The 16947-nt window shown below is 54.8% G+C and carries 13 protein-coding genes and 1 tRNA gene; 9 read left to right on the plus strand and 5 right to left on the minus strand.

Going from position 1 to position 16947, the window contains the following annotated elements; all coding sequences use genetic code 11:
- Nucleotides 1-14 precede the first annotated feature (14 nt).
- Both DL239_RS07395 and DL239_RS07400 read right to left on the minus strand, forming a co-directional pair.
- Complete coding sequence (locus tag DL239_RS07395; RefSeq protein ID WP_167683372.1) at nt 15-1856, minus strand: peptidylprolyl isomerase; 1842 nt, start codon at nt 1854-1856, stop codon at nt 15-17.
- 150 nt (nt 1857-2006) lie between these two features.
- Nucleotides 2007-3182: an aminotransferase gene (locus DL239_RS07400; RefSeq protein WP_167683373.1), complete on the minus strand. Its 1176-nt coding sequence runs from the start codon at nt 3180-3182 to the stop codon at nt 2007-2009.
- 208 nt (nt 3183-3390) lie between these two features.
- On the opposite strand from DL239_RS07400, the gene bla reads away from it, so the two are divergent.
- On the plus strand, nt 3391-4143 hold the full coding sequence (bla, locus tag DL239_RS07405) for a subclass B1 metallo-beta-lactamase (RefSeq protein ID WP_167683374.1): 753 nt from the start codon (nt 3391-3393) through the stop codon (nt 4141-4143).
- Between the two features lie 59 nt (nt 4144-4202).
- On the opposite strand, the gene gpt is transcribed toward bla, so the two are convergent.
- From gpt to fabI, 3 genes are read right to left on the minus strand one after another with little or no spacing between them, the layout of a single operon-like run.
- Nucleotides 4203-4709, minus strand: coding sequence for a xanthine phosphoribosyltransferase (gene gpt / locus DL239_RS07410; RefSeq protein ID WP_167683375.1), 507 nt, complete (start codon nt 4707-4709; stop codon nt 4203-4205).
- A 23-nt stretch (nt 4710-4732) separates the two neighbouring features.
- Nucleotides 4733-5347, minus strand: a complete 615-nt coding sequence (locus tag DL239_RS07415; RefSeq protein WP_167683376.1) for a LysE family translocator — start codon at nt 5345-5347, stop codon at nt 4733-4735.
- Nucleotides 5344-6150, minus strand: coding sequence for an enoyl-ACP reductase FabI (fabI, locus tag DL239_RS07420; protein ID WP_167683377.1), 807 nt, complete (start codon nt 6148-6150; stop codon nt 5344-5346). Before fabI ends, DL239_RS07415 begins: the two co-directional genes overlap by 4 nt.
- Before the next feature lie 131 nt (nt 6151-6281).
- Here fabI and pdxH point away from each other — a divergent pair, with 131 nt between their 5' ends.
- The 8 genes from pdxH (at nt 6282) to DL239_RS07460 (ending at nt 16934) form a co-directional block, all read left to right on the plus strand.
- Nucleotides 6282-6887: a pyridoxamine 5'-phosphate oxidase gene (gene pdxH / locus DL239_RS07425; protein WP_167683378.1), complete on the plus strand. Its 606-nt coding sequence runs from the start codon at nt 6282-6284 to the stop codon at nt 6885-6887.
- Nucleotides 6888-7033: 146 nt separating this feature from the next.
- Entirely contained in the window at nt 7034-7567 is a 534-nt protein-coding gene (locus DL239_RS07430) for a cold-shock protein (RefSeq protein ID WP_167683451.1), read from the plus strand.
- Between the two features lie 10 nt (nt 7568-7577).
- Nucleotides 7578-8051, plus strand: a complete 474-nt coding sequence (locus DL239_RS07435) for a DUF192 domain-containing protein (protein ID WP_167683379.1) — start codon at nt 7578-7580, stop codon at nt 8049-8051.
- Nucleotides 8052-8095: 44 nt separating this feature from the next.
- Nucleotides 8096-8172, plus strand: a tRNA-Pro gene (locus DL239_RS07440).
- Between the two features lie 698 nt (nt 8173-8870).
- Nucleotides 8871-12527, plus strand: a complete 3657-nt coding sequence (locus DL239_RS07445) for a vitamin B12-dependent ribonucleotide reductase (RefSeq protein ID WP_167683380.1) — start codon at nt 8871-8873, stop codon at nt 12525-12527.
- A gap of 496 nt (nt 12528-13023) precedes the next feature.
- Nucleotides 13024-14406 carry a cysteine--tRNA ligase gene (cysS, locus tag DL239_RS07450; RefSeq protein WP_167683381.1) on the plus strand — a complete coding sequence of 461 codons (1383 nt, stop codon included), beginning with the start codon at nt 13024-13026 and terminating at the stop codon, nt 14404-14406.
- Between the two features lie 127 nt (nt 14407-14533).
- Nucleotides 14534-16168: a citramalate synthase gene (gene cimA / locus DL239_RS07455; RefSeq protein ID WP_167683382.1), complete on the plus strand. Its 1635-nt coding sequence runs from the start codon at nt 14534-14536 to the stop codon at nt 16166-16168.
- Nucleotides 16161-16934, plus strand: coding sequence for a squalene/phytoene synthase family protein (locus DL239_RS07460; RefSeq protein ID WP_167683383.1), 774 nt, complete (start codon nt 16161-16163; stop codon nt 16932-16934). The genes cimA and DL239_RS07460 overlap by 8 nt, the downstream gene beginning before the upstream one ends.
- The last annotated feature ends 13 nt before the right edge of the window (nt 16935-16947 follow it).

Raw genomic sequence — 16947 nt, forward strand, 5'->3', positions numbered from 1 at the left:
TTCTGGTGCCTTGGTTACTGAAAGTTGGCCTGAACGGCGTTGATGGCCTGCTGGTCGATCGTAGGCCGTGCACGAGACTGAGCATCTTGCGCAAATGCTTGGAACAGTGCCTGCGACAGCGCTTGGTTCAGCTGAGCCTGCAAAGCGTCGGACAGTTCAGTCAGGTCACTGTTTTCTTCCGCTGGAAGGATTTCCTTCAGGCTTAGCACCACGGTCGAGTTTTCGTCAGATACCAAACGCAGCTCACCCGGTTCCATTTCGAACAGTTGGTTCATCATGTCCGCAGGTGTATTGTCGATATAGGCAGTCCGGGTCAGGCCTACTTCATCATTTACGTCCAGGTTCTCGTCAAAGCTGCCATTAGCTTCGGCGCGGGCAAGAATTGCGTTGGCTTGCGTGGTGATGGCGTTCTGACGCTGCTCGTCGTTCCATCCCTGCAAAGCTTTGGTCATAGCATCTTTCAGTGGCTCAGGCCGGGCTGGCAGCACATTTTCAAGACGGATGGCAAACAGGCTGCCGTCTTCCAGGAATTCCACAGCGGGGAAGTCTTCGACTGTGACGGCTGCGGCGACTTCGCGAAAACCGTTATAGGCGGCAATGCTGTCGCTGCTTTCGGCTGTCCAGTTGATCTGGCCCAGCTCCATGTCTGTTTCGTCAGCGATTTCTTCCAGTGTAGCTCCGCCTGCCAACAGGTCGTCAATCTCTTCGGCTTGCTGTTCAATCAAGCGACGGGCACGGCCAGTCGCCAGTTCGTCACGAAGTTCAGCCTCAACGTCGGCCAGCAGGGTAACGCGGGCCTCAAGACGGCCGTTGATCCGGAATAAGGCAGGGCCAAGATCCGAGGGCAGGGGGCCAACAACGTCTCCGACCTGAGCGGCGAATACGTCCTGACCAGCGGCACCCAGAGCACCGATTGTCATGTCGCCCATGTCCACATCAGCCAGTGCCAATTTGCGGTCTTCAACCAGGGTCTCAAATGTAGTGCCCCCGGCTTCCAGTTGTGCCTTAGCGGTTGCGGCGGCTTCTTCATCGGAAAACACCAGACGCTCCACCAGGCGACGCTCTGGGGCCTGAAGCTCATCTGCGCGTTCGTCGAACAGGGCCTGCAGGGTGTCTTGGTCGACCTCTACCTGATCAATCAGCATGTCAGGCGACATCAGCACATAAGCGATTTCTTTGGTTTCGGGCAGGACGAACTGATCGGGGTTGGCATCGTAATAGGCCTGCAATTCGGCGTCTGTTGGAGCCAGCGCGATCATTGCTGTTTCATCATTGGTTAGCTGAACCCAAGAAAAGCTGCGGCGTGCGCCGATAAAGCTGGTGATGGTGTCGCGCATGGTTGTGGGCATCTCTGCACCAACCATCATGGCACCCTGTACCAGTGTGCGGGCAGATTCACGGCGAAGGTCGTCCTCAAAGTCCCGCTCGGACAGGCCTGCATTGCTTAGGGCATAGGCATATGACTCACGGTCGAATTCACCGTTGATACCTTGGAAGCTGGGGATCTCGACGATCTCTTTCAGTAGGTTTTCGTCGCCAATCGAAATGCCCAGCTGTTCAACTTCGTTGTCGATGGCAGCAATGGATACCAGACGGCTCAACACCTGACGGTCCATGCCCAGTGCCGCAAGCTGCGACATCGGGATCAACTGACCAGTCTGTGCCTGCAATGCCCGCTGTTCGCGCTGCATCTCACGGTAGTAATCTTCGATGGAGATTTCCTGATCGCCAACCGTGGCGACGGATGAATTGGAGCCAGTAAAACTAATGGCTCCAAAGCCAACAAGGCTAAGCATGATCAACCCCATCAGGATCCACACGAAGGTTTTCGAAAGATGTTTCATGCCTGCGGCCATGATGCCCTCTTATTTGTCGATGCCTCTGCATATCGCGCCTTTGAATCGGTCGCAGCAGGGGGTTTAAAATTTTCTGATGCCTTGAATACGCTGCCACCCGGTAAGGAGCAAGCCGTGTTGCGGGACCTCACGGATTAATCAAGTCTGGCCTTATGGTTGAAAGGCGGCCAGACGGCGGAACAGTTCGGAAATGCCAGCCCGGTCAACATTAGCAAAGGCGATGCGAAACTGCCGTTCGCCTGCCGGGTCGTCATCTGGCATGAACATCGAACCGGGCAACATCAGGATTGATGCCTCGTCGACCAGTTTGCGTGCGATCTCGGTTGCGTCTTGCTGAAATGGGTGTTCGACATAAGCAAAATAAGCGCCGCAGCCAAGTAGTTTCCATCCTTGCTCGCCTATTGTTGCAAAGCCTTCCTGAATGGCTGCTCGTCGATCTAGGATTTCATCGCGTTCACCGGCAACCCAATCTGACAGGTTTTCAATGCCCCACAGCGCGCCAATCTGGCCCAATTGGTTGGGGCAAATGGTGACCGTGTCGAGAAACTTTTCCATCTCAGTTAGCCGCGCCGCTGACGTTGCAATCGCCCCAACCCGGTGGCCGGTTAGCCGGTAGGCCTTGGAAAACGAATACAGGTGGATCAGCGTTTGGTCCCAGTCGGGCAACTGCAACAACTGATGCGGCGGGCCAGAGCGACTGTCGAAGTCGCGATAGGTTTCGTCAAGGATCAGCGCCAGCCCGTGTGATTTTGCCAGATCATAAAACGCGCGCAGCAAGTCTGCAGGATACTCTGCACCACAAGGGTTGTTAGGTGACACCAGCGCAATGGCGCGGGTACGGGGGCTGATCAGGTCGGCTGCGCGGTCCACATCTGGCAACATATCGGCACCCACGTTTAGCGGGACAGCACTGACGCCGGACATATCAAGCCACATTTTGTGGTTGAAATACCAAGGGGCCGGAATGATGACCTCGTCACCATCTGTACACAGTGCAGCAATTGTCGCCGCAAAGGCCTGATTGCAGCCCGAGGTGATAGCGACCTGTTGTGCCGTAACCGGGGCTTGATAGTGCTCGGAAATTTGTACCGCAAGGCCGGTGCGCAGTTCTGGGCGTCCTAAAACCGGGCCATATAAATGCGCGCTGTCATCTTCTATCGCTGCCTGTGCCATGGCTTGGCGCAGCCCAGTGGGGGGCGGATCAATGGGGGCCGCTTGGCTGACATTCAGCAGTGGCCGATCCGCAGGAAAGCTGACGCCGTCAATCCAGCGGCGGGATTCAACAATCGGCGAGGTGAATGTGTCCGTAGTGCGAGGTGATGACATTCGGTCGTCCAGTCTAAACGAGTAGGGCCTTAGCAGGGTTGCTGAACCATGCGATGCACAGGCGTTTGTCTCAACCCTAAAACGGTTTCCGTGTTCCTGTAATAGTTTGGCAAGAACATAAAGTTGGCAGGTACCTGCCGGTGGAGATCAAACCTCTTGCTTTGGGATCTACGTCCTCCCAAATTGACAGGAAAAATGGATCAGGCTTATGAAATTTCCCCCCATTCGATTTCTCTTTACGGCAGCCTTTTGTGTAACCACCGCCTCGCAAGCCCCAGCCAGTGATAGCGCGGACATGATACCGGTAGAGTTCAAACAGCTCTCAGAGTCGGTTTGGATGCACACCAGCTACAAGCACTATGAAAAGTTTGGGCCCGTTCCTGCAAACGGGTTGATTGTAGCTGAGGGAACGCAGTCCATTCTGATCGACAGTGGCTGGACCGACGCCCAGACAGATGCGATTTTGGACTGGGCCCGTGATGACCTGAAACAACCAGTCACCCGCGCCTATTTCACCCATGCGCATCTCGATAAAATGGGCGGGGTAGGCGCGGTAAAATCTCGGGACATTGAAACCTATGCGCTAGAGCTGAGTAATGAGCTGGCGCTAGCAAATGGACTGCAGCCCGCTGAGAACGACATTCACCTATCCGTTGGTCAGGACGTGTTATCGGTTGGACTTGTTGATTTGTTCTTTCCGGGGGGGGCCCATTCTCATGACAATCTGGTTGCCTATGTTGCCAAGGATTCATTGCTGTATGGCGGATGCATGGTCCGCTCAGCTGCATCCAAACGCTTGGGGAACACCCAAGACGCCGATGTACTTCATTGGGACACAGCAATCGGTCTTGTGAAGCAGAGGTTTCCGCAGGTCGACATCGTGGTACCGGGTCATGGGGCGCCCGCAGGGCCAGAGCTGCTAGAGCGAACACAGGTTTTGGTAAAAAGACATGTGGACTAACCGCCAAAGACAAAAACGCGCCCCGATAGGACGCGTTTCTGTTGAATTATGCTGTGTTATCAGTCGGTACCGCGATATGGCTCAACATACTGTAGCGCCATATCCCAAGGGAAGAAGATCCAGGTATCTTGGCTGACCTCGGTGATAAAGGTATGCACCATGGGGCGACCTTTGGGTTTGGCATAAACGGTAGCAAAATGCGCTTTGGGGTACAGACTGCGCACCAGATCAAGTGTTTTGCCGCTGTCGACCAGGTCGTCGATGATCAGGATACCTTCACCTTGGTCGCCCATGATGTCAGCATCCGGTGCTTTCAGCACCTCAGCCTCACCCTGCTCCTGGTGGTGGTAAGAGCGAACCGAGATGGTGTCGACGGTGCGGATGTCCAGCTCGCGTGCGACAATCATCGCTGGGGCCATGCCGCCACGGGTAATTGCGACCACGGCGCGCCAGGCACCATCGTTTGGACCCTGACCGTCCAGGCGCCAGGCAAGGGCCCGGCTGTCCCGGTGGATCTGATCCCAGGAAATGTGAAAGCCTTTTTCATGTGGCAGACGATCGGTCATTGTGTGGCTCTCCGGTGAGTGCGTCAGGTTGCTGCGATTTTAACCCCTAGCAGGGCTAACAGCCCGCCAAAGGTTCGATCAATCAGGTGTTTCAAGTTGATATAGACGCGCCGGGTCTTTTCCAAAGAAAAAAGCCGGGCGACTAGGGCGTTCCATAGGGTCTCGCCCAGAAAGATACAAACCAGCAGGGCTGCCATGACAGCGCCGGTTGTGCCTGTGGGTACCGTTCCAACAAAAACGGCACCAAAGAATACGGCAGGTTTGGGATTGGCCAGTTGTGTCACTAGACCCAAGCGAAACCCGCCCCATGGGGATCGCGGTGTGGCTGGAGCCTCTGCCTCGGCAATCGGGGCATCGGCATCGCGCCACATTTTATAGGCCATCCAGATCAGAAATCCGGCGCCGCCAAATTTCAATGCTGTCAGTAGAACCGGCGCATAGTCAAACAACAGCGCCAGGCCAAACAGGGCCGCCCCCGCCCAAACAACCGCGCCCGCTCCGATACCGATGGCCAGCGCAACTCCGGTGCGCCAGCCTTCGGTCAACCCAATACGCGCCGCCATCAACACGGCAGGGCCGGGGCTGATGGCTGCCATCAGGCAGAGCAGAACTGCAGCTATGAAGGCGGCAAGGCTCATTCTTTGGACATGTCCGGTGCGTCAACCGCCTTCATGCCAACCACGTGATAGCCCGCATCAACGTGCAGGTTTTCACCGGTCACACCCGAGCTGAGGTCAGACAGCAGGTACAGGGCTGATTTGCCAACATCATCAATGGTCACATTACGACGCAGTGGCGAGTTGTACTCGTTCCATTTCATGATGTAGCGGAAATCACCAATGCCCGACGCGGCCAATGTCTTGATCGGACCCGCGGAAATCGCGTTGACGCGGATACCGTCTTTGCCCAGATCTTCGGCCAGGTATTTGACCGACGCCTCAAGTGCTGCCTTGGCAACACCCATGACATTATAATGTGGCATCACTTGCTCAGCACCGTAATAGGTCATGGTCAGGAACGATCCGCCCTCAGACATCATCTTCTCGGCGCGTTTTACAACGGCAGTGAAGGAATAGACCGAGATATCCATGGTCATCTGGAAGTTAGAGCGGCTAGTGTCGACATAACGACCGCGCAGCTCGCCTTTGTCAGAGAAACCAATGGCGTGGACGACAAAGTCGATCTTACCCCATTTTTCTTCCAATGCGTTGAACAGCTCGTCAATCGACCCTTCGTCAGAAACGTCGCAGGGCAGGACGGTGTCGCTGCCTAATTGCTCGGCCAGCGGGCCAACACGCTTCTTCAGCGCCTCGCCTTGGTAAGAAAAGGCCAACTCAGCACCAGCATCGGCGCAGGCCTGAGCAATACCCCAAGCGATTGATTTGTTGTTGGCCAGGCCCATGATAAGGCCACGTTTCCCAGCCATCAGTTGATTTGACATTCAGGTTCTCCGCCCGTGTTCGCGTGATTTAGCGACCTTTAGATTATTGGGCGGTTTGCTTCAAGGGTTGGTGGCCTTGTGGGGCAGGGACAAGCTGCCTAAGGTGCCGATAATTATGTAGTGAGGGATCAATGTCAGACCGCAGTGGAATTTTTACAGGGGACGATCCATTTGAGATTTCCCGGATCTGGTTGGCCGAAGCCGAAAAGACAGAGCCCAACGATCCCAACGCCATAGCTCTGTCTACGGTTGATGCCGACGGCATGCCAAATGCGCGGATGGTTCTGCTAAAAGAGATCGAGGCGGGCGCCTTTGTTTTCTACACCAACTATGAAAGCGCCAAGGCAAGGGAACTGGACCAAGCGAAGAAAGCTGCTTTTGTGATGCATTGGAAATCGCTGCGCCGTCAAATTCGCGTGCGTGGAGATATCAGCCGCGAGGACGGTCCACAGGCCGACGCCTATTACCAGTCTCGCTCTCTGCAAAGTCGGCTTGGGGCCTGGGCCTCTCATCAGTCGCAACCGCTGTCCAGCCGTGCTGCCCTTATGGCAGAGGTGGCCAAGGTTACCGCTACCAAAGGGACGTCTCCGAAACGGCCACCGTTTTGGGGGGGGTATCGGCTGGTTCCAACGGAAATAGAATTCTGGGCAGATGGTAAGTTTCGACTGCATGATCGCTTTGTTTGGCGACGTGAGAATGCCGCGTCTTCGTGGGGGGTTACAAGAATTAGTCCATAATTATTTCGGCCACTAAAATTTTTTCGTGTGACACTAAAAACAAAGTTCGAAGCTAAATGAATCTTTTAGACTTGAAAACGATAGCTGGTTTGGCGCATTAACTTTGTTAACAGCAATAAAAACAAGAACACGCGGTGGACTATAAATTGGCAGATGATTTAAGCAGTATGCATCAGGTGCGGGGCCAAGTTAAGTGGTTCGACCCGGCTAAAGGCTATGGTTTTGTTGTTTCCGATTCTGGCGGTCCAGACATCCTGTTACATGTAAATGTTCTTCGTAATTTTGGGCAAAGCTCGGTTGCGGATGGAGCTGATATTGTGATTCTTACTCATAATACGGATCGTGGGGTGCAGGCCGTCGAAGTTGTTTCGATCGTTGCACCTGACCGTGAAGTCGCGCCGGTTTTGGCTGACTTTGCAGATCTTGATCTTGATGCGATACGTTCAGAGCCGCTAGAGCCTGCGCGCGTCAAGTGGTTCGACAAGGGCAAGGGCTTTGGCTTTGCTAATGTGTTTGGAAGCAATGACGACGTCTTTCTGCACGTCGAAGTTTTGCGTCAATCCGGGCTGGCAGACTTGCAACCGGGCGAGGCGCTAGCGATGCGGATTATTGACGGCAATCGCGGTCGAATGGCGGTCGAAGTGATGGCGTGGGAAAACGCTGTCGAAGAAGACACTTGAGTATCCCTTCATGAAAAAAATCGCCACAGCATTGACTTTAGCTATTGCTGTGGCCGTTTCAGGCGCGGCCAAGGCCGACGACTGTCAACCTGATCGGGTTGATCTACGAGGCAACTGGGGACGGGCCTCCTTTAATATCGAAATTGTAGACACGCCTGACGAACGCGCGCAGGGCTTGATGTATCGAGAGTCACTGCCACGTGGTGCGGGAATGCTGTTCGTTTACGAAGCCCCGCAGCGTGCAAGTTTCTGGATGAAGAATACACTGATCCCACTGGATATCATTTTCATCGATGTAACCGGCACGGTCACACGGGTGCATTCCAACGCAGTTCCAGGCGATCTGACTCCTATTCCAGGTGGCGATCAGGTGTACGCTGTGCTGGAAATCAACGCTGGTCTGGCGGCGCGATATGGAATTTCCGCCGGAACTGAGATGCGCCAGAATGTTTTTTCAAACGGTCCAGCAAAATGGCCATGTTAGGGGTTTTCGAATCCTTTGGGCGCGGCTAGAGAAGGCCCACGGTCCGGGGCGTGGCGCAGTCTGGTAGCGCACCTGTTTTGGGTACAGGGGGTCGCAAGTTCGAATCTTGCCGTCCCGACCATTTTCCTTTGTCCGGTGAGACACTGCCAATTGGCAATTCACCGGACAGGGTGAAAACCTGAATTCCCCAAATTTACGAATCCTCATTTGAATGCTGGCTGTGACAATTCGTAGCGCCTGCAATTATAGTATTGTGGTCTCATAATAGTAGGATTATAGGCATCGCGCCCTGAGTATTGTTAACCATTTATTTAATTATTTCGAAATCAGAAATGAGTTTGAGACTGTGGAGGATTTCACGGTTGCGACCGAGAAGCGCGTTTTTTTTCTTAGCAGTTTACGGTGAAGCCTTTAGGGGCAGTGAACAACTCGTTACCTTCACATAATAATTTTCTTCCAACGGAGGAGGGATTTTGAGTTGGTCTGAGTGCGTTGAGTTGTGGATGAATCACTCGGGCGATCTTGCACGAATTTCATAATACTCGGTCAACAAAAAAGATGGCGATTCGGAGTGATTTTTACCGTTGACCGACTATGCCAATATACGCCAAATTGTATCAATCAGATGGCGCAACACTAGATCTAGCGTTTTGGCCGGTGTGACGAATCTGGGTTTGTAACATTAGTACCGATCGTTGTTATGGCCGGTTTTTAAGTAAGGTGACACGCTTGCTCGCGTGTTTCCACGATCGTTGTGTACGTTTCTATGATGGACTGTGCGGGGGCAACGCACCAAAAAACAAAAGGCTATGCAGCAGTATGAAGATTGAACGTAAATTCACCACGGCCGGGCAGGATGCCTATGCAGATCTGGATTTCATCTCTGCGACGTCGGAAATTCGGAATCCGGATGGAACCATCGTATTTCGCCTTGATAACGTTCAGGTGCCCTCAAGCTGGAGCCAAGTGGCCAGCGATGTCATCGCCCAAAAATACTTCCGCAAGGCCGGCGTGCCGTCACGACTAAAGAAAGTCCGTGAAAAGAACGTACCAGAGTTTCTATGGCGCTCAGTTCCTGATGGGGACGATGTTGAGTTCGGCGGCGAAACCTCATCCAAGCAGGTATTCGACCGTTTGGCCGGCGCCTGGGCCTATTGGGGCTGGAAAGGCGGCTACTTCTCCTCCGAGGCGGACGCACAGTCATATTATGACGAGATGCGGTTCATGCTGGCCAGCCAACGCGCAGCGCCAAACAGTCCTCAGTGGTTCAATACTGGCCTGCATTGGGCCTATGGAATCGACGGCCCAGCGCAGGGTCACCACTATGTCGACCATAAAACCGGCAAACTGACCAAATCCAACAGCTCTTACGAACACCCACAGCCGCATGCCTGCTTTATTCAGGGTGTGCAGGATGATCTGGTCAACGAAGGCGGCATCATGGATCTTTGGGTGCGTGAAGCGCGCCTGTTTAAGTATGGTTCCGGTACTGGCACCAACTTCAGCCACCTGCGCGGTGAGGGCGAGGCCCTGTCCGGTGGTGGTAAGTCGTCCGGCCTGATGGGCTTCCTCAAAATCGGCGACCGCGCCGCTGGGGCCATCAAATCTGGCGGAACTACACGTCGTGCGGCCAAAATGGTTATCGTTGACGCTGACCATCCAGATATTGAAAAGTTCATCGAGTGGAAGGTGCTCGAAGAGCAAAAAGTAGCTTCGATCGTTGCCGGTTCCAAAATGCACGAAAAGATGCTGAACAGCATCTTTGAAGCAATCCGGTCATGGGACGGCGCCGAGGCTGACGCCTATGACGCCTCTAGCAACACAACGCTAAAAACCGCGATCCGCGAAGCCAAAAAGGTGATGATCCCGGAAACCTATATCAAACGGGTCCTGGACTACGCCAAGCAAGGCCACACCAGCATTGAATTTCCCACCTATGACACAGACTGGGATTCCGAAGCCTATAACTCGGTGTCAGGTCAAAACTCGAACAACTCGATCCGGGTCACCAACGCCTTTCTGACGGCCGTTGAAAAGGATGCCGATTGGCAACTGATCAACCGTACCGATGGTAAAGTCGCCAAGACCGTCAGGGCGCGCGACCTGTGGTCCAAGGTTGGCCATGCCGCATGGGCCTGTGCTGATCCGGGTATCCAGTACCACGACACAGTCAACGAATGGCACACATGTCCTGCAGATGGCGAGATCCGCGGATCGAACCCATGTTCTGAGTACATGTTCCTCGACAACACAGCTTGTAACCTTGCCTCAATCAACCTGCTGACCTTCCTTAAGGATGGTGTGTTCCAGGCTGACGACTACATGCATGCCTGCCGGTTGTGGACGCTGACACTGGAAGTGTCGGTGATGATGGCGCAGTTCCCGTCCAAGGAAATTGCCCAATTGTCGCACGACTTCCGCACCCTGGGTCTGGGCTATGCCAACATCGGCGGTTTGCTGATGAACATGGGCTTTGGCTACGACAGTGACGAAGGTCGGTCATTGTGTGGCGCACTGACTGCACTGATGACTGGTGTTGCCTACATGACTTCGGCAGAGATGGCCGGTGAGTTGGGCGCTTTCGAAGGCTACGAGCGCAATTCAGAAAACATGTTGCGGGTGATCCGCAACCACCGCAACGCGGCCTATGGCAACTCTGATGGCTATGTGGGTCTGTCGGTCAAACCTGTTCCACTGGATCTGCACAATTGCCCCGACGGTCAGTTGACGGATCTGGCCAAAAGCGCCTGGGACGAGGCACTGGAACTGGGCGAAAAGCACGGCTATCGCAACGCACAGACAACGGTTGTTGCTCCGACGGGTACCATTGGTCTGGTGATGGACTGCGATACCACCGGGATCGAGCCTGATTTTGCGCTGGTTAAGTTCAAGAAACTTGCCGGTGGCGGTTACTTCAAGATTATCAACCGTTCCGTGCCTGCCGCGCTAGAGGGACTGGGCTATTCCTCGGCTCAGATCGAAGAGATCACCGGCTATGCTGTGGGCCACGGAACCATCGGTAATGCACCGGCGATTAACCACACCTCGCTGACAGGGCATGGCTTTGGTCCAAATGAGCTGACCAAGATTGATGCGGCCTTGGAAAGCGCCTTTGACGTGCGTTTTGTGTTCAACCAATGGACCTTGGGAGAGGATTTCTGCACCGGTGTTCTAGGCATCCCTGCCACCAAGCTGAACGATCCAACCTTTGACCTGCTGCGCCACCTCGGCTTTACCAAAGCAGATATCGAAGCCGCCAATGACCACGTCTGTGGCACGATGACCCTGGAAGGGGCGCCGCATCTGAAGGAAGAACACTACAGCATCTTCGACTGCGCTAATGCCTGCGGTAAAAAGGGCAAGCGTTTCCTGCCGGTAGACAGCCACATCACCATGATGGCCGCCGCTCAGTCGTTCATTTCAGGCGCGATTTCCAAGACGATCAACATGCCAAACGATGCAACGATCGAGGATTGTCAGGAAGCCTATGAATTGAGCTGGAGCCTGGGCATCAAAGCCAACGCACTGTACCGGGACGGCTCCAAGCTTAGCCAGCCACTGGCCGCGGCATTGGTCGAAGACGATGACGAGGCAGCCGAGGTTCTGGAAACTGGCAGCAACCAGGAAAAGGCCGCTGTTCTGGCCGAAAAGATCGTGGAAAAGGTGATCGTCAAAGAGATCGTCAAATCCCACCGCGAAAAGATGCCTCACCGCCGCAAGGGCTATACCCAAAAAGCCGTTGTTGGTGGACACAAAGTCTACTTGCGGACTGGCGAGTATGAGGGTGGTACCCTTGGCGAGATTTTCATCGATATGCACAAAGAGGGTGCAGGCTTCCGGGCGATGATGAACAACTTTGCCATCGCGGTTTCGGTTGGTCTGCAGTACGGCGTGCCGCTCGAAGAGTTCGTCGATGCCTTTACCTTTACCAAGTTTGAGCCTGCCGGAATGGTTCAGGGCAATGACAGCATCAAGAATGCGACATCCATTCTGGACTATGTGTTCCGGGAACTGGCTGTCAGCTATCTGGACCGCACTGATCTGGCTCATGTCAAACCTGAGGGCGCGACATTCGATGACATCGGACGTGGCGAGGAAGAGGGCGTTTCCAACGTTTCCGAGATCAGTGAAACGGCTGCCAGTAAATCGCTGGAAGTTCTCAAGCAGATTTCGTCGACTGGCTACCTTCGCAAGCGAATGCCTCAGGATCTGGTTGTTCTCCAGGGTGGTCAAAGCGACACTGCGGACCTGAATAACGGTTCTGATCCAGTGTCTTCCTTGCAATCACTGGTACCGGAAACAGGGGCAAGTGCTTCTGCGTCAGTGCCTGTTAACTCGGGGATGACCGCGCGGACTAAGGCAAAAATGCAAGGCTATGAGGGTGAAGCCTGCAATGAATGCGGCAATTACACATTGGTCCGCAATGGTACGTGCATGAAGTGCAATACATGTGGTGGAACTTCTGGCTGTAGTTAAGTGAATAACGCCCCGGGCAACTGGGGCGTGTCAGCTTGATGTCAGCATTCATCACTAGGGTTTAGGAACAAAGTTTGTTCCTGACATTAAAGAATTCGGGAAGGGGCGATGTGCAGCTTCTTGTCAAAAAACACGGGGCAGGTGCGCTTGCCTCAGAACGGTATTCAAGCCGCAGGCAATAACAAGACGAGCGGTAAACTACAGAGCTTGGGTAGCGAAACTTGGGGGGCTTAGGCCCCCCATTCTTTTTTCCGCAGACACCCATAGGGTAGGGGGCATTGGGCTGCGAGACAAACGAGGCTGACAAGAACAGACTTGGCGACAACGCACCACCGTGCTATTCACTCCCCATGAAACAGACATGCATCATTATTATTTGCTGCATTACCTGCTGAATACATCAGCGGGCCGGTATCTGTCGTTTCATTCCATCTGACACTTTGCTATGCCCGCGCTGCGCGCCCGGTACATTTGTGTGCCAATTATAGGAGCTGTCATGACTACTGACATCGTGATCAAACTGCACAACACCAAGACCCGCCGCAAAGAGGTCTTTACCCCGATCGACCCGGATAACGTGCGGATGTATGTCTGTGGTCCAACCGTCTATGACCGCGCCCACCTGGGCAATGCGCGCCCTGTGGTGGTGTTCGATATCCTGAACCGCCTGCTGCGCCAGAACTATGGTTCCGATCATGTCACCTATGTGCGCAACTTCACTGACGTGGATGATAAGATCAACACACGCGCCGCCGAAAGCGGGCGCGAAATTGGCGAGATCACGGCCGAAACCACACAGTGGTTTTTGGATGATATGGCGGCATTGGGGGCCATTGAGCCTGACCACATGCCGCGCGCAACACAGTACATCCCTCAGATGGTGGCGATGATTGAACAGCTGATTGCTAAGGGGCACGCCTATGCCGCCGAAGGCCATGTGTTGTTTGCCGTGGACAGCTGGAAAGAGGGCTATGGCAAGCTGTCGGGCCGGTCTGTCGATGACATGATCGCCGGTGCACGGGTTGAGGTCGCGCCGTACAAACGCAACCCGATGGACTTTGTTCTGTGGAAGCCATCGGACGATACACAGCCGGGTTGGGATAGCCCTTGGGGACGTGGTCGTCCGGGCTGGCACATTGAATGTTCAGCAATGTCGTTTGAGCTGCTCGGCGATACATTCGACATCCACGGCGGTGGTAACGATCTGATGTTCCCGCACCATGAGAATGAAATTGCGCAAAGCTGCTGCGCAAATGGTGACGATAGCTTTGCAAAAGTGTGGCTACACAACGAGATGCTTCAGGTCGAGGGCAAGAAGATGTCCAAGAGTCTGGGAAATTTCTTTACTGTCAGGGACTTACTGGATCAGGGCGTTCCGGGAGAAGTGATCCGATTTGTATTTTTGTCGACACACTATCGCAAACCGATGGACTGGACCGACAAAAAGGCAAAGGAGGCTGAGGCTACGCTGCGCAAGTGGCGGGCGATGACAACGGGCATCGAGCCCGCCGCCAACGCTGCTGCCGCAGTTGTTGAGGCGCTGTCGGATGACATCAATACCGCCGGTGCAATTGCGGGCCTGCATCAACTGGCTGCGTCAGGTGATGCTGCTGGTTTGTTGGCGTCCGCCCAGTTGCTGGGCTTGTTGACAGAAGAGGCTGGTGAGTGGGCTGACGTGGCAACTGTCGATCTGTCGTCGTTTGAACAACGGTTGGCTGAGGCGCGGGAACAGGCGATGGCGACCAAAGATTTCACTGAGGTGGATCGGTTGAAGGCCGCCTATGTTGCCGCAGGACTGGAAGTTCGGATGAGCAAGGCTGGGGTGGAGCTGGTTCCGGGGGCTGGGTTTGATGCAGCCAAGTTGGAGGGGCTGCTGTGAGTGTACTGACAAGAGCCAGACAAGACAGCGACCGATCCTGGGGGGGCATAAAGCGCCCTCCCATGGGGAGGGTCGGGCGCTGTCCGTGCCAGGGGCACGGATCTGATTTCGATTTGGGGGCTGCGGCATGACCAAAGAACGCCTGTACCTATACGACACCACCCTGCGCGATGGGCAGCAAACCCAGGGCGTGCAATTCTCGACACCAGAGAAAATTCAGATCGCCAAGGCTTTGGATGGTCTGGGACTGGACTACATCGAAGGCGGCTGGCCCGGTGCCAATCCAACCGATAGTGCGTTCTTTGAAGAAGCCCCAAAAACCAAGGCACGTTTGACGGCCTTTGGCATGACAAAACGGGCCGGTCGTTCGGCAGAAAATGATGACGTGCTGGCGGCGGTGATGAATGCCGGAACCAAGTCTGTCTGTTTGGTCGGCAAGTCGCATGACTACCACGTGACCGCAGCACTTGGGATTTCGCTAGAGGAAAACCTAGAGAACATCCGGGCCTCGGTGGCGCATATCGTAGCACAGGGGCGTGAGGCGCTGTATGACGCTGAGCACTTCTTTGACGGCTACAAGGATAATCCTGAATACGCGCTGGCTGCTTGCCGTGCGGCGTTGGATGCTGGCGCGCGCTGGGTTGTGTTGTGTGACACCAATGGTGGGGCATTGCCCAGTGAAGTGGGGCGCATTGTGTCTGAGGTGATTGCTGCTGGCTTGCCCGGCGACCACCTGGGCATCCATACCCACAATGACACAGAAAACGCAGTGGCCTGTTCGCTGGCCGCCGTCGATGCAGGTGTGCGCCACTTGCAGGGTACCTTGAATGGGCTGGGTGAGCGTTGCGGAAATGCAAACCTAACCACCCTAATTCCGACCTTATTGCTGAAAGATCCCTATGCCAGCAAGTTTGAGGTTGGGGTGAGCCTCGACGCTCTTGAAGGGCTGACACAGGTGAGCCGGATGCTGGATGATATCCTGAACCGGATCCCGACCCGGCAGGCGCCTTATGTTGGGGCATCGGCCTTTGCGCATAAGGCAGGGTTGCATGCCAGTGCGATCCTGAAAGATCCCAGCACATATGAGCACATTGAACCCGAGCTGGTCGGCAATGCGCGCATTATTCCGATGTCGAACCAAGCCGGTCAAAGCAACCTGCGCAAACGGTTGACCGAAGCTGGGCTGAATGTTGAAAAGGGTGATCCGGCGCTGAGCCTTATTTTGGAGCGGATCAAAATCCGCGAGGATGAGGGATATTCCTACGACACCGCTCAGGGCAGTTTCGAGCTGCTGGCGCGGGATGCCTTGGGGCAGCTGCCCGAGTTTTTCGAGGTGAAGCGCTATAAGGTCACCGTTGAGCGGCGCAAGAACAAGTACAACAAGATGGTCAGCCTGTCCGAGGCGGTTGTTGTGGTCAAAGTTGACGGTGAAAAACGTCTGTCAGTCAGCGAGTCGATGGATGAGACCGGTAGTGATCGCGGGCCTGTGAATGCGCTGGCCAAGGCGTTGATCAAGGATCTTGGGCGCTATTCCAGTGTTCTGGAAGATATGCATCTGGTGGATTTCAAGGTGCGGATCACCCAGGGCGGCACCGAGGCGGTGACGCGGGTTATTATCGACAGCGAAGACAGCAAAGGCCGTCGCTGGTCGACCGTTGGCGTGAGCCCGAACATAATAGATGCCTCGTTTGAGGCGCTGTTGGATGCGATCCGTTGGAAGCTGATCCATGATGATCAGACTGAGGCTTTGAAGGATGTTTGACGACGACCTTCAGGCCTGTGCCGAGCTGGTACAGAAAGCTGATGTAGACCGGTTTCAGGCAGTGATGGCTGCGCCAGTTGCTGCGCGCGAACTGCTGTTTGCGCTTTATGCGTTTAACGTCGAGCTGTCGCGGGCACCCTGGGCTAGTTCAGAGAGCATGATTGCTGAAATGCGGCTTCAGTGGTGGCGCGATGTTGGCGCGCAAATCGCTAAGAGCGAACCTGTACGCCGTCATTTTGTGGCAACGCCACTGGCGCGGCTGTTGCGTCCAGAACTGGCTGCAACGATTGATGGCATGGCTGAGGCTCGGAGATGGGATATCTACTGCGATCCGTTTGAGGATGAGGCAGAATTTGATGCCTATATTGATGCCACATCCGGTAGTCTGATGTGGATGGCTGCCGCGTCGCTGGGCGAGGCTGACGAGGCTGTGGTGCGTGATTTCGCCTATGGCGTCGGCGTTGCAAATTGGCTGCGGGCTATCCCAGAGCTTGAGGAAAATAAGCGTGTTCCTTTGCTGGACGGCACCCCGAATGGTGTGCGAGCTTTGGCGCGTAAAGCGCTGGATCGGCTGGTAAATGCACGTGTTAGTGGGGGGCGGATCTCTTCGGAGGCCGGCGTTGCCTTGCTGTCTGGCTGGCAGGCTGTGGCAATCCTGAAACAGGCGATCGCCCAGCCCGAACGCGTTGCTATGGGCGCATTAGGCCAAAGCGAGTTTCGTCGGCGTGCAGGCTTGATGTGGCGATCTGCATTGGGCCGCTGGTAAGCGATCGTCGGCG

The organism is Parasedimentitalea denitrificans, assembly GCF_011813015.1.
Taxonomy (GTDB): Bacteria; Pseudomonadota; Alphaproteobacteria; order Rhodobacterales; family Rhodobacteraceae; genus Parasedimentitalea; species Parasedimentitalea denitrificans.

Coding starts and splice junctions, on each gene's coding strand:
- DL239_RS07395 (WP_167683372.1), bottom strand. CDS start 1,856: ATGGCCGCAGGCATGAAACATCTTTCGAAAACCTTCGTGTGGATCCTG.
- DL239_RS07400 (WP_167683373.1), bottom strand. CDS start 3,182: ATGTCATCACCTCGCACTACGGACACATTCACCTCGCCGATTGTTGAA.
- bla (WP_167683374.1), top strand. CDS start 3,391: ATGAAATTTCCCCCCATTCGATTTCTCTTTACGGCAGCCTTTTGTGTA.
- gpt (WP_167683375.1), bottom strand. CDS start 4,709: ATGACCGATCGTCTGCCACATGAAAAAGGCTTTCACATTTCCTGGGAT.
- DL239_RS07415 (WP_167683376.1), bottom strand. CDS start 5,347: ATGAGCCTTGCCGCCTTCATAGCTGCAGTTCTGCTCTGCCTGATGGCA.
- fabI (WP_167683377.1), bottom strand. CDS start 6,150: ATGTCAAATCAACTGATGGCTGGGAAACGTGGCCTTATCATGGGCCTG.
- pdxH (WP_167683378.1), top strand. CDS start 6,282: ATGTCAGACCGCAGTGGAATTTTTACAGGGGACGATCCATTTGAGATT.
- DL239_RS07435 (WP_167683379.1), top strand. CDS start 7,578: ATGAAAAAAATCGCCACAGCATTGACTTTAGCTATTGCTGTGGCCGTT.
- DL239_RS07445 (WP_167683380.1), top strand. CDS start 8,871: ATGAAGATTGAACGTAAATTCACCACGGCCGGGCAGGATGCCTATGCA.
- cysS (WP_167683381.1), top strand. CDS start 13,024: ATGACTACTGACATCGTGATCAAACTGCACAACACCAAGACCCGCCGC.
- cimA (WP_167683382.1), top strand. CDS start 14,534: ATGACCAAAGAACGCCTGTACCTATACGACACCACCCTGCGCGATGGG.
- DL239_RS07460 (WP_167683383.1), top strand. CDS start 16,161: ATGTTTGACGACGACCTTCAGGCCTGTGCCGAGCTGGTACAGAAAGCT.